Source organism: Paenibacillus sp. Marseille-Q7038 (assembly GCF_965111595.1).
Map to the genome: position 1 here is coordinate 667,137 of NZ_CBCOOM010000001.1, position 12,436 is coordinate 679,572.

Consider the following 12,436-nt stretch of genomic DNA (forward strand, 5'->3'; position numbering starts at 1 on the left):
AAAAAAATGTCGAAAAAGAGAAAAAAATGTCTTTTTTTATGAAGAAAATACCATTACAATAGGATTGAAATGTGACAATTATCATAATTTAGTAGGACAGTAATTTGGGATTACATAAAAGAGGGAATGTCACAATCTTATAATATGGAGGAAGAGTCGCAGATGGGAGTTATGGAAATAACCGAACAGTCGTTGTATTCCGGTGTTCAGCGAGGCAAAAAAGAAGAATGGATTTATCTAACGGCTGCAGATTTAACTTTAAACCAAGATTATTTTTCCGATTTAACAGCATGCTATTGGATTCAGGCGGATACGATTCATTTTGCAGGATCATTGAATTTACCTGGGCGTAATCTGACCCTGAATGCCAGAGTGATCTCTTCGGATGGAGACGTTACGATCAGTACATCAGGAACCCTCGTTCCTAAAGATAAGGACTTTGGTAGGCAGCCTAAGGCTAATCCAGGAGATATGCCTGTCAGAAGCGGAGACAATGGTGGAAATGGAGATGATGGTTTTGACGGGGGAGACGGGATGTCCGGCGGCCATATTGTACTTGTAGCAGAGCATTTCGACTTACAAGGTCAATTACAGCTTTCGGCAAATGGCAGCAACGGGGGACGTGGACAAGACGGAGGAGACGGCATGAACGGCCGTGATGGAGAAAATGGAAGAGACGCGGAAACCCATTGGTTTTCATCGGATGACTCTTCGGAACCTGGTAGAGATGGAGGTAATGGAGGCAACGCCGGTAAGGCGGGACGCTCGGGGAATGGAGGAGACGCTGGGCATATTTTTGTCGGATATGTGGCTGATTGTGCAGAACAAAAGATCACAATGGAAAGTCAACCAGGGATTGCCGGGGCACTTACTCATCCAGGAAAACCTGGTGCCGGAGCTAAGGGCGGAATAGGCGGACGTAAATTTAAAATTGTCACTGGAAGAACAACTGCGGTCAAAATAGTAAGCCAAGAAAGAGAGCCTAGCGGTTCAAATGGCAAAGATGGAAATCCCGGAGTGTGTGCCAGTAATGCTGTTGACGGTCAGCCCGCTAAAACTGGAGTTTTCCAATTACAGTATGGACAATTTTATGGAATAAAAGCAGACAGAACAGAGATTTACACGGATTTTTCGAAGTTAGATCTAGAGTCAGCTTTAAGTGCTTCTCTCGAACGCCAGATGTTAACCCTAAACAAGGCAGGACTCGCTTATCTGACAGGAAGTGAGGAGAAGCTCGAAGAGACAGCTATTCTTCTGAATTGGTTGCAGGAAACAACACCTGATGAGACTTGGTTTGATGGGGTACGAGCTTTAAACTCCTATTCCTCATTTCAAAAGAATATGCTGGATACTTCTATTCAGTGGCTCTCTTTGCGTAATAAGGCGATCATTTTGCTATCACAGTTGGGACAGGGGCTTGACTACTTCGGACATCCTTGGAACTGGGTACCACTAATGCCGCTGGATAAATATCAGGCTCTAGGTAGCAACCTCATTACTGCTGCTGAGCAAGCTGAAACCTTATATCTTGATTATGTAAAGGCTGAAAATGATCAAACAGGCCGAGTGAAGATACTAAAGGATGCTATGACCGTAGCAGCGAATCGTATTAATGACTTGGAAGACCTAAGGCAAAAATCGATTGTTGATGGAGAACGATTGGTATCTGAAGCGAGCGAGCTATACGAGAGCATATTATTAAGTGAAAAGAATCTTCAGAATGTAGCAGAGGAATTTGTAGAAGAGTTAAGATCAAAGCTTGCGATGGATTCCCTTAAGGCTACTTTTGATCTGGTCGTTAACGGAGTTGCATTGGTAACAAACGTTACACCTGCCCTAACAGCACTTAAAACAGGAGGAGCAATCGCTTCCGCTGTGAGCAACTATTGGAACACTGGAAAAACAATTGTGATTGATGATACTTTCAAAAGCGACAAGACCGTGTCAAAAGAGAAAAAACAAAAGGAAGAGGAACTTTCTAAATCATTGAAAAATGTAACCACTGTATTTTCTTCCGGCCTTGGTGTATTAAAGAGTGGTGCCGAACTGGTTGATCTGCTAGGGCAGATCGAAGAGGCGCGTGATTCCTTTGGCTATAATTCATCGATGCTTACGATGTCGCGTGAACAATTTGACGATATGTTAAAGCCGGTCTATGGCAAGATGCCCGAGGAGAAAGTCGAGGGATACCGCAAAGCTTTTAATCAATATCTTAATGTTGTCGAAGAGTATCAGAGTAAAACCCAATCGATCAAAGCTAAACATTTAGAGGAAGCAAGACTGTTTGCCGAAATGGAGCAGCGCCGAGCAGACGAAGATCGGATTAAACAGGCGATTGGCGATGATATGGATGCCGGTCTGCCGTTATTTCATACATATATACTAGATCTTTATAACGGATTGAAACTAGCTTTAACAGATTTTTTATATCAAGAATACCAGGCTTATCGATACTTGGTTCTAAGCAAGGACCTTTTCCCATTGATTCGGGATAGTCATGTAGCTGAGCTTAGTCGTATCCATGCCGAAATCACAGTGAAATTAAAAGATGCTTTAAATGCTTCAGAAAATCCAGTACAGCCATTCAAAAATGTGACTATTATTTTTAATGAAGCATCCTACCCAGAACAATTTGAAGCGTTACGTAAACACAAGCAGGCCTTTTTCCCTTTGTCTATAGATAATCAACTTATACGGGAAAAAATTGCAGGTAAAGCGCACATGATGGTTAGTGATTGTCATATTCAATTACCAGGAGCACGGCATACGGCGGGGAGTATTCATACGGAATACACCCATTACGGTCATTCAACATTCCTGAATTTATATGGTGAGCGGTTTGACTTTGTTCATAATAAAAGCCATGGTTTCTTCGAATATGAAGTAACACCCGAAGAAGATAATGGAGTTGAAAGAGAATCTATGGGGAAAATAACCAATCACTCCGGTGGAGCTGTAGGTGACGGGACTAGCCGGATCATGCCAGGTTTGTTATCCCTCTGGTCTATTGAGGTACCACTTGAGGATCGAAGTGGATGCAAGCTGAACGAAGGCGTTAATCTAAGTGATGTTAAGAAAATCGTAATGACCTTGGCAGGAAAAGCGGAAGCTTATGCGCCTAAGACTCCATCTGGTAAAATGAGCGCTTTTGCTGTGCCAAATCCTATTAATAGTAATGATATATTTGCTGATAATGAAATGTTTAGCCTGCCAGGAAATGAAACAGAAACGGTAACTGTGAAGGAGAAATTATCCGATTCGATAGTTATAGAACTATGAGTCTCAGAATAAAAAAGGAGATTTCTGATGAGTGATCAATATGTTGGCGAAATTCGTATGTTTGCAGGTAATTATCCTCCTAAAGGATGGGCGTTTTGCGATGGGGCGATTCTCCCGATTACAGGTAATGAGAGTCTCTACTCAATCATTGGGGTAACGTATGGCGGGGATGGAACAACGAATTTTAAATTACCTGACTTAAAAGGGCGATTGCCGCTTCATAAAGGAACAAATAGTAAGACTGGTACCGAATATACAATGGGTCAAACAGGAGGGACGGAAACCGTCGCTTTAACTTTAGCGCAGCTTCCAGCGCATACACATGCAGTTAATGCCCAATCTGCTGCAGGAAATACAGGAGATCCGGCAAATGCTTTTTGGGCAGCTAGCGCTTCAAAGCAATATTCGGTGGATAAAAATCCTACCGGTCTCATGAATGCAGCATCCGTATCATCAAGCGGTGCAAGTAACCCACATAACAATTTGATGCCTTATTTACCTGTTTCCTTTATTATTGCGCTGCAAGGCCTTTATCCGACACAAGGATAACTTATTAGATGACAAGGAGACTACAAGATGGCAGAACCTTTTATTGGTGAAATTCGCCTATTCGCTTTTGCATATGGAAACCCTCCACAAGGTTGGGCGGAATGTAATGGACAAATACTTCAAACTTCACAAAATCAAGCTTTGTCTGCTCTATTAGGTGATCGTTTTGGTGGGGAAGCACCACTAACGTTTGCACTTCCCGATCTTCAGGGCCGCGTTCCTCTTGGGGCGGTTAATCCCTATACACCCAAGTCCTTATGGTGGAGAAGAAACGCATGCCTTAACGACAAATGAAATGCCACAACATACGCACGAAGCTTATGCTGGTTCAGACGGCGTAACTGCAAATTCGGCTAATGCTACTTGGGGGACTACCACCGATGTAACCCCTTATGTAGCACAGTCTGATAAAACGATGTCCAGTGAAGCTTTAACAGCGGCGGGAAATAGTGAGGCTCACTCGAATATGCAGCCCTACCTTGTAGTGAATTATTGTATTGCTACAACGGGTATCTGGCCATCAAGAGGCTAATAAGGAGGAAGACAATGGACCCATATATAGGAGAAATTCGATTATTTGCAGGCACCTATGCACCAATGGATTGGGCTTTTTGTAATGGACAGATCCTGCAAGTTCAAGAAAATTCGGTATTGTTTAGTGTTATTGGAAACCAATTTGGGGGAGACGGAGTGACTACCTTTCAGCTTCCCGATCTCAGTGGAAGAGCTCCTATGCATTCAGGACAAGGTACTGGTTTAACGCCTCAAGAATTTGGAAAACCAGGCGGAGAAGCTCAGGTTACGGTGCTTGAATCGCAAATGCCGAACCATAGCCATACTCCCCAGACTCAGCCTACGGGCAGTGCATTGAGCCCTGAAGGAGCAGTATGGACCACAACTTCGAAAATGGGGAAGAAAGCCGCGCCAAAGTATTATTCCAATACGCCGTCCGTATCAATGAATCCACTTGCGATCAGTACTATGGGCGAATCGCAGCCACATAATAATATGCAACCTTATACAGAACTTAATTTTATTATAGCCTTGCAAGGCGTTTTTCCGGAAAAAACATCCTAAGGACTACGAATTTGAGCGTTATACCTTTAATTCTCCTAGAGAGCCTTATATGAAAGGACAGATTTATGTACAAAATTTCTTCTAAAAGCAAGACCATTGGGAATATATTGATGGTCTTCATATTAATTAGTGGGTCATTGTTCTCTGGACCACTCACTGCCAATGCTGAAACTACAAATGCTGATATTATAACTACTAAGTTTAGTGGTAGCTTAGAGACCGATATTACGGGATCTAAGAACTTTACCTTTATTAGACCTGAGATGCCGGGTGATGTTGCCTATGATGAGAGTGAACAAGGTGGTAATCCAGATGACTATGATGATTCTTTGCTGGAGCATACATGGTATTTTCAAGAAGGCAACAATAGCGCGGGATGTGGAGATGGAAATTATACTAATTGTGGAATATGGTTTGATAGACAGGACTTTTCAGATGAAGGATACGCATTTCAAGTGACAATAAGAGATGGCGAACCTGAAGGGGAATCCTACCTTCGAAATTATTTTTATAGAACCATTACTCCTTCTACTGACGGTATTTATAGCTTTTTGGTAACGCCCCCAGACAATAATGAGGATTTAAAAGAAGCATTAGATGATACGGTCCTATATCTGTACAAAGATAATTTTGATCCGGATCATCCGCTACATAATTTAATAGCGGGCAACGATGATACTTCGTATGATAACAATAGTAATTTGTCTCAAATCAGCAGTATTCATCTTAAGACTGGTGTAACCTATTATATGGTTATGACCGGATTTTGGAACGGAGCTGAAGGCAACGTTTCTTTTGAAGTAACTGGTCCTGGAAGTATTAATGATCTTGGTGCTCCGGCAGTTACGAGTGTTACTGTAACTCCAGATACCGCGGAAGTCTTGCAAGGGGGAAGCAAACAGCTCACAGCTAATGTAGAAGTCGTGGACGAAGCAGCACAAACAGTGAATTGGAGCAGCAGTGATGCTACAAAAGTTGCAGTAGACAAAACTGGGAAAGTGACGGTAGCTTCTAATGCTGAACTGGGTGATTACAAGATAACAGCAACTTCAACTGTAGATCCTAACAAATCGAGCACGTCTACGATTAAGGTAACGCAAGCACCGGTTGAACCAGCAGTTACTAGCGTTGAAGTAAGCCCAAGCAGTGCGAATGTAGTACAGGGAGGAAGTCAACAGCTGTCGGCTAACGTAGAAGTTGTGGGTGAAGCAGAGCAGACAGTGACCTGGAGTAGCAATGATGCTACTGGAAAAGTCACAGTAGACAACACAGGAAAAGTGACGGTAGCTTCGAACGCTAAGCCAGGTGATTACACAATAACGGCAACTTCACCGGTGGATTCCAACAAATCGAGCACGTCAACGATAACGGTCACTCAGAAACCAGCCGCCACCCGTGTGAATGTAACTCCTGATAGTGCGAATGTAGTGCAGGGAAGAAGTCAACAGCTGTCGGCTAGCGTAGAAGTCATTGGCGGAGCAGACCAGACAGTGACCTGGAGCAGTAATGATGTTACTGGAAAAGTTACAGTAGACAATACAGGAAAAGTAAAGGTAGCTCCGAACGCTAAGCTGGGTGATTACATAATAACGGCGGCTTCAACCGTGGATAACAGCAAAACGAGCACGTCTACGATAACGGTCACTCCGAAACCTGCAGTCACCCGTGTGACTGTAACTCCTGACAGTGCGAATGTAGTGCAGGGAGAAAGTAAGCAACTGACAGCTAACGTAGAAGTTGTGGGCGAAGAAGAGCAGACAGTGACCTGGACAAGTAGTGATGCTTCAAAGGTTGTCGTTGACGAAACCGGTAAAGTGACAGTGGCTTCAGACGCTATGATAGACGAATATACAATAACAGCAACTTCAACCAAAGATACTAGCAAGTTCGCTTCGTCGGTTATAACAGTAACATCAGCACCGGCAGAACTGAAATACAGTACAGGAGAAATTTCCGATCAAACAGCAACTCCTCTGACCGAAGGATACGAAATAGGGACACAGGAAACAAAGTCCATTACCGTATTAAACACAGGAACGGGGAATTTGACGAACATGAGGGTCGAATTGACCGCAGGGGATGTTAACGCATTTGAATTGACTCCAGTTGTTGAGGTATTAAATAAGGAAGAAGAAAGCACTTTTACTGTAAAAGTGAAAGACGATTTAGCAGCTGGAACCTATACGGCGACTATTAGCTTGTCTGCGGATCACCTGTCTGCCGTTACATTTCAGGTTATCCAAGTCGTAAATTCTCATAGTATTCCTATAAATCCTCAACCACCAGTAACACCGGAGCCGACAACGCCGGAGCCAACAACGCCAGAGCCGACAATACCAACGCCAATAATTCCAGTGCCATCAGTACCAGCGAATCCAGCGCAGCCTGAGAATAATACAGTTGAAGTCCTAGTGAATGGGAAGGTCGAAAAGGCAGGCACACTGGTGAATTCGACGGTGAATAATCGTACCGTCTCGACCGTTGTGGTTGATCCGGTTAAGCTTAATGAAAAGCTGGCTGCTGAAGGCGATCATGCCGTAGTAACGATTCCTGTTACTACCGATGCTGGCATAGTAATTGGCGAACTAAATGGCCAGATGGTAAAAAATTTGGAGCAGAAGCAAGCAGTAGTGAAGATTCAAACGAACAACGCTACGTATACTTTGCCTGCGCAGCAAATAGATATTGAGGCTATTTCTAATCAAATTGGACAATCGATTGCCCTCTCAGATATCAAGATTCAAATTCAAATCTCGGTACCTGAATCGGGAATGGAGCAGGTCGCTCAAAATGCAGCGAACAATGGAGGCTTCAGCATTGTTATTCCTCCGCTAGATTTTTCCATTCAAGGTTCTTATGGAGACACGAAAGTTGATATTACCCAGTTTAATGCTTATGTAGAACGAACCGTAACTTTGCCTGAAGGGATTGACCCCAATAAAATCACAACAGGTATTGTCGTTGAACCAGATGGTAGTGTCAGGCATGTACCCACTAAAGTGGTAGAAACGAATGGAGTCTATTCTGCAGTCATTAACAGCTTGACTAATAGCACTTATTCTGTAGTCTGGCATCCTCTTGAGTTCAGAGATGTAGCTAACCACTGGGCCAAAGTTGCTATTAATGATATGGGGTCCAGAATGATTGCCTGGGGCACTGGGAATGGTTTATACAATCCTAATCAGGAAGTTACACGTGCGGAATTTGCCGCGATTATTGTTCGGGCTTTGGGCCTGAAAGTGGAGAAAAGTTCTTCATCCTTCGCTGATGTTAGTGCATCATCTTGGTATGCAGGTTCTATTCAAACCGCTTACGATTATAAGTTGATCAACGGCTTTAAGGATGGCACATTCCGCCCGGCAGATAAGATTACTCGTGAACAAGCGATGGTCATTCTGTCCAAAGCTATGACCCTTACGGGTCTAAAGGAGAATTCATCTCAGCAAGATACCAATGAGATTCTAACTTCGTTTGCTGATGCTTCTAAGGTTTCTATCTGGGCAAAAGAACATATGGCAGCAGCCTTGCAAGGGGGGATTATAAACGGTAAGAATATGAAAATGCTTGCTCCAAAGGATGACTTAACCCGAGCTGAAATAGCTGTTTTAATGCAAAGACTTTTGCGAAAATCAGGGTTGATCTAACGATGTCGCTGACAACCCGCTCGGCAAACCTAGAAGATGGACCGTTTCTCTTTCAACTATATGCCGATACTCGAAAGTCTGAGGTAGCTTCCTGGGGATGGAGTGAGGATCAAGTTGAAATGTTCTTGCGAATGCAGTTCGATGCTCAGACACGTTCTCATTCCTCGCATCCCGTCCCGCTGAAAGAAGAAATCAACTTCTACAAGGGCGAGCGGATCGGCCGGATGTTAACCCGAGAAATGGATGAGATGTTAATGATTGTTGATATTGCCCTTCTTAGCGACTTTCGCAACCGGGGATTCGGGACAGAACTGATTTCCCGGTATCAGAAATATGCAATGGACAAGGGGATTTCGATCGAGCTTCATGTACTGAGTATTAACCCTGCGTGCAGGTTGTATGAAAGATTAGGTTTTGAATTAACGGGTGAGTCCCCTTTTTATTTAACAATGAAATGGACTCCTTAAAGCCGTTATTACCAGAAAAGACATAAACAAATAAGCCCAATACTTCAAGCTGACGTCAGTGTTCAAACTGCGTCAGCTTTTTTTATATGAAGGACAAGCTTGACAAAGGATGGTTTGAAATCATGACAACGAGTAAAATAGGAGTAGAAAATATGAAACTCACTTTTTCTTAGGGTTCCTGTTTGGCTGTGAACTAAATTACATCATTAACGGTACGTAGGATAGATGATACCAATATCCCTTTCTGTCTTTAAGTTTCCATCTTTATAGCACTGCATTTCGTTTCCTTTAATCAGCAGAGGAATAGATTTATCTTCATAGAAGATGACCCCCTTTATCGTACGAACGCTCATTCCAATGACTCCTTTTAATCTTCCAGTGCAATCCGTAATTAAACGAATTCCTGACGGTGCCTGAATATGAAGGACGCCATCTTGGTAGATCGTTACCTGTTCTTGTGTGTTCACTAATTCATAATGCAGCCCATTTACGGTCCTGCTATATGCTGTCTCACCAGCCACTTCCTCACCGTGATCCATATCTACCGGAATTAGTCCGGTAAACCACAGCTCGTTCGATCCCACCGGCATAATTCCGCATAGACGTTCAACATAATCTAGAAGACAGAGGATGGAGGGAGAATACGTTTCGGTAAAACCTTCTTCTCCTGTCCACGGACTTAAGGTTTGTCTAAATCGCTTTTCTCTCGTAAGTGCTGCTAGGATCGGATATTGCACCCATGTCAATTCAACATAACGGTGATGATATTCAAAGGCATGAGGCGCACGAATCAGGCTAAGAAAGTTAGAAGAACCACCCCAGCTGTTGTAAGTAGAAAAGGGATCAAACCGTGGATCATCCATGGCTAGGGATGTAAATGGATATTTAGCGAAAAACTTGCTTGTATTCAGCAAGTATCTGCGCAGTATTTTATCAAACAGCTCACGATCACCCACCTCACATGCCATCACTCGAAGTAACACATCGGACTGGACTTTAACCAGTTCGTCATTTCGATCCCGATCGTAGAAGAAGCTATCTTTCTCGTCATAACAGTAATGAAACAGACTTTCTAAGCTAACATCAGCTTTTGCTTTCCAGTCTGCTCCTGATTCACTAAGTTCCTCCGCAATAAGTGATAAATACTTTCGTTGGCAATACACATTCGCTGTTAAATCCGGCGCGAGAAAGGGCAGAACCGGTGAGTCGGGGTGATAGCTCGCAGCATCATTCATATAAGGGGTATCGGGAACATGCCAGAAGCGAGGTGACAGATCATGCCCGGTGTCAAAAGTACAAAACGCCTCCACACAACCGGTTCCTCGGGTATTGCGGTATTTTGTAATCCATTCATCGTAGCGAAACATGGCCTTATACATTGTCCTTAGAAAGTTTTTGTTCTTTCCGTGTAGCTGGTAATGATTCCATACACTTCTTGCCAGTGGCGTCACCAGTTGAATTTGGCGGAAAGAGGGACCTTTATCCGTTAGCTTATAGGGAAGGAGTCCATCTTCTCTTTGTTCAGCAGCAAATGCAAGATAAGTCGTTTCAGATACAGATGGAATCAGGCGTGACAACAGCTCAGCATTGATCGTACCGGTGCTCTCCAGCCAGCATCCCAAATAGTTGCCTCCTTCCTGCAAAATAAGCTTGCCTCCTCCCATAGGTTTGATGCAGGCGAGAAGTTTCTGCAGTGCTGAATAATAGGTATCCTCCAGATTTCCGGCCGATGCCGCAAATTTCACACCGGACACGTTCCATTGTTGTAACAATTTCTGATCTTCTGGTTTCTCCACAAATATTCGATCTTGAACTGAAATTTGCCGCAGTCGGTTTAGCATAACTTCTTCGATCATATCTGCCTCCTTGTACATTCATATTTTATGGATTCATACATAAATAAAGGGTCAAAGTTGAAAGTGAAGTGTAAGTTATTTACAGTAATATAATTTAACCATACTTGATTAACAGTCCTATTTCAAAGTGAAGTCATGATTTTTATTAGAGACCATATTGTATATTACAAAGTTGAAGAATACTTGAATGTATAGAAAGTGGAGATATGTATAGGGAGGTGTTATCCGAACAAATAGGGAATATATGATGTAATAGTAAACATTTTTAAGAGATACACTTAAGTATGAATGGGAGAGAATGTACTATCTAAATCAGCCGCTACTCGTGCAGTGATGGTGAATATTATAGTAGAGTGTTTGCTTTAAAAACAAAGGGAAATGAGCTGAAATCAGAGGAATTCAATAGGTAGGGTTGATAGTTGAGTTCGGACTAGCAGTTGATAATAGGAGGTAAATTAATGGATATTATGAAGACAGAAGTGAATGGGATAAATATTGCGATCGTGAATAGTGATGAGGTGATAATCAAGGATGTCCAGACAGCACTTGATCTGATGGCGACTGTACAGTATGAAGCAGAATGCGATCGAATCGGAATACATAAATCGTTACTTAGCGAATCATTTTTTGATTTAAAAACACGTCTTGCAGGCGAAATTCTCCAGAAGTTTACCAATTATCGAGTGAAGGTTGCAATTATCGGGGATTTTTCAATGCATTCAAACCAAAGCTTTAAGGCTTTTATCTATGAATGTAATAGTGGAAAAGATACCTTTTTCTTGCCAACGGAACAACAAGCAATTGAAAAATTAAGCATATTGTAAAAAAGTTTAAATTAGGAGGGGATTCATTGTCTACCTTACGGTATAGTCCTTTTGAGTATCCAATGGTGAAGATTCCAACAGGCGAAGTTGATCTCAGGGATGACCGGGTGAAGTCGACATGGAAAGTAACAGTAAATTCGTTTCTTCTTGCTCCCGTACCTGTTACGGCTGAATTATATGAAAGGTTTGGGCCGTCTGTCAAGTCAACTAGTCATTCACAAATGCCGGTGACAGATGTTTCATGGAATGATGCGATTCTGTTCTGCAATCAGTTATCTAAGCACTCAGGTCTGGAGGAATGCTACTCAGTAAGCAGTAGTGACGAGAGTACCATTTGCAACGGGGAAGCGGATGGTTACCGTCTGCCGACAGAAGCCGAATGGCAATATGCGTGTAAAGCAGGTACAGCAGGGTATAGGTACGGAGAGCTGGACGAGATCGCTTGGTATGATGAAAATGCGGGCGGTAGGGTGCACGAGGTGGCAGGTAAACTTCCAAATCCATGGGGCCTCTATGATATGCTCGGAAATGTCTGGGAGTGGTGCTGGGATCTATACGATGAAAAAGTGTATGACTCCTACCGAATCTTCCGTGGCGGAAGTTGGGCAGAGGAAGCCAGGGGCTGCGGAGCAACATGTCGCCGCCGTAGTCATCCAACATTTCAAATAGATGATCTAGGTTTTCGTCTCGCTCGGTCTTTGCCAGGCAACTATCCAATAGAGAGGGGATAAAGCATACGT

Annotated in this window: 10 protein-coding genes; 9 read left to right on the forward strand and 1 reads right to left on the reverse strand. The window is 43.0% G+C overall.

Annotation, left to right across the window (positions count from 1 at the left end; translation table 11 throughout):
* Window positions 1–126 precede the first annotated feature (126 nt).
* From ACWPWY_RS03295 to ACWPWY_RS03325, 7 genes are all read left to right on the forward strand, one after another.
* Window positions 127–3,279 (forward strand): hypothetical protein, encoded by a 3,153-nt coding sequence (locus ACWPWY_RS03295; protein WP_454190372.1) that lies wholly within the window; start codon window positions 127–129, stop codon window positions 3,277–3,279.
* A gap of 27 nt (window positions 3,280–3,306) precedes the next feature.
* The gene (locus ACWPWY_RS03300) at window positions 3,307–3,828 is read left to right on the forward strand and encodes a phage tail protein (RefSeq protein WP_454190373.1); all 522 of its coding nucleotides are present in this window, start codon (window positions 3,307–3,309) and stop codon (window positions 3,826–3,828) included.
* 27 nt (window positions 3,829–3,855) lie between these two features.
* On the forward strand, window positions 3,856–4,122 hold the full coding sequence (locus ACWPWY_RS03305; protein WP_454190374.1) for a phage tail protein: 267 nt from the start codon (window positions 3,856–3,858) through the stop codon (window positions 4,120–4,122).
* A 1-nt stretch (window position 4,123) separates the two neighbouring features.
* Entirely contained in the window at window positions 4,124–4,360 is a 237-nt protein-coding gene (locus tag ACWPWY_RS03310) for a phage tail protein (protein ID WP_454190375.1), read from the forward strand.
* Between the two features lie 14 nt (window positions 4,361–4,374).
* On the forward strand, window positions 4,375–4,905 hold the full coding sequence (locus tag ACWPWY_RS03315; RefSeq protein WP_454190376.1) for a phage tail protein: 531 nt from the start codon (window positions 4,375–4,377) through the stop codon (window positions 4,903–4,905).
* Between the two features lie 65 nt (window positions 4,906–4,970).
* Window positions 4,971–8,549, forward strand: a complete 3,579-nt coding sequence (locus tag ACWPWY_RS03320; RefSeq protein WP_454190377.1) for an Ig-like domain-containing protein — start codon at window positions 4,971–4,973, stop codon at window positions 8,547–8,549.
* 2 nt (window positions 8,550–8,551) lie between these two features.
* Window positions 8,552–9,016, forward strand: a complete 465-nt coding sequence (locus ACWPWY_RS03325; RefSeq protein ID WP_454190378.1) for a GNAT family N-acetyltransferase — start codon at window positions 8,552–8,554, stop codon at window positions 9,014–9,016.
* A gap of 206 nt (window positions 9,017–9,222) precedes the next feature.
* On the opposite strand, the gene ACWPWY_RS03330 is transcribed toward ACWPWY_RS03325, so the two are convergent.
* The gene (locus ACWPWY_RS03330) at window positions 9,223–10,872 is read right to left on the reverse strand and encodes an MGH1-like glycoside hydrolase domain-containing protein (protein WP_454190380.1); all 1,650 of its coding nucleotides are present in this window, start codon (window positions 10,870–10,872) and stop codon (window positions 9,223–9,225) included.
* A 458-nt stretch (window positions 10,873–11,330) separates the two neighbouring features.
* On the opposite strand from ACWPWY_RS03330, the gene ACWPWY_RS03335 reads away from it, so the two are divergent.
* Together ACWPWY_RS03335 and ACWPWY_RS03340 are read left to right on the forward strand one after the other, a co-directional pair.
* Window positions 11,331–11,696 (forward strand): DUF4180 domain-containing protein, encoded by a 366-nt coding sequence (locus tag ACWPWY_RS03335; protein WP_454190381.1) that lies wholly within the window; start codon window positions 11,331–11,333, stop codon window positions 11,694–11,696.
* A 62-nt stretch (window positions 11,697–11,758) separates the two neighbouring features.
* On the forward strand, window positions 11,759–12,427 hold the full coding sequence (locus ACWPWY_RS03340; protein ID WP_454192781.1) for a formylglycine-generating enzyme family protein: 669 nt from the start codon (window positions 11,759–11,761) through the stop codon (window positions 12,425–12,427).
* The last annotated feature ends 9 nt before the right edge of the window (window positions 12,428–12,436 follow it).

Excerpts from the sequence above, each read along its gene's own strand:
- ACWPWY_RS03295 (WP_454190372.1), top strand. The coding sequence starts at position 127 with ATGTCACAATCTTATAATATGGAGGAAGAGTCGCAGATGGGAGTTATG.
- ACWPWY_RS03300 (WP_454190373.1), top strand. The coding sequence starts at position 3,307 with ATGAGTGATCAATATGTTGGCGAAATTCGTATGTTTGCAGGTAATTAT.
- ACWPWY_RS03305 (WP_454190374.1), top strand. The coding sequence starts at position 3,856 with ATGGCAGAACCTTTTATTGGTGAAATTCGCCTATTCGCTTTTGCATAT.
- ACWPWY_RS03310 (WP_454190375.1), top strand. The coding sequence starts at position 4,124 with ATGCCACAACATACGCACGAAGCTTATGCTGGTTCAGACGGCGTAACT.
- ACWPWY_RS03315 (WP_454190376.1), top strand. The coding sequence starts at position 4,375 with ATGGACCCATATATAGGAGAAATTCGATTATTTGCAGGCACCTATGCA.
- ACWPWY_RS03320 (WP_454190377.1), top strand. The coding sequence starts at position 4,971 with ATGTACAAAATTTCTTCTAAAAGCAAGACCATTGGGAATATATTGATG.
- ACWPWY_RS03325 (WP_454190378.1), top strand. The coding sequence starts at position 8,552 with ATGTCGCTGACAACCCGCTCGGCAAACCTAGAAGATGGACCGTTTCTC.
- ACWPWY_RS03330 (WP_454190380.1), bottom strand. The coding sequence starts at position 10,872 with ATGATCGAAGAAGTTATGCTAAACCGACTGCGGCAAATTTCAGTTCAA.
- ACWPWY_RS03335 (WP_454190381.1), top strand. The coding sequence starts at position 11,331 with ATGGATATTATGAAGACAGAAGTGAATGGGATAAATATTGCGATCGTG.
- ACWPWY_RS03340 (WP_454192781.1), top strand. The coding sequence starts at position 11,759 with ATGGTGAAGATTCCAACAGGCGAAGTTGATCTCAGGGATGACCGGGTG.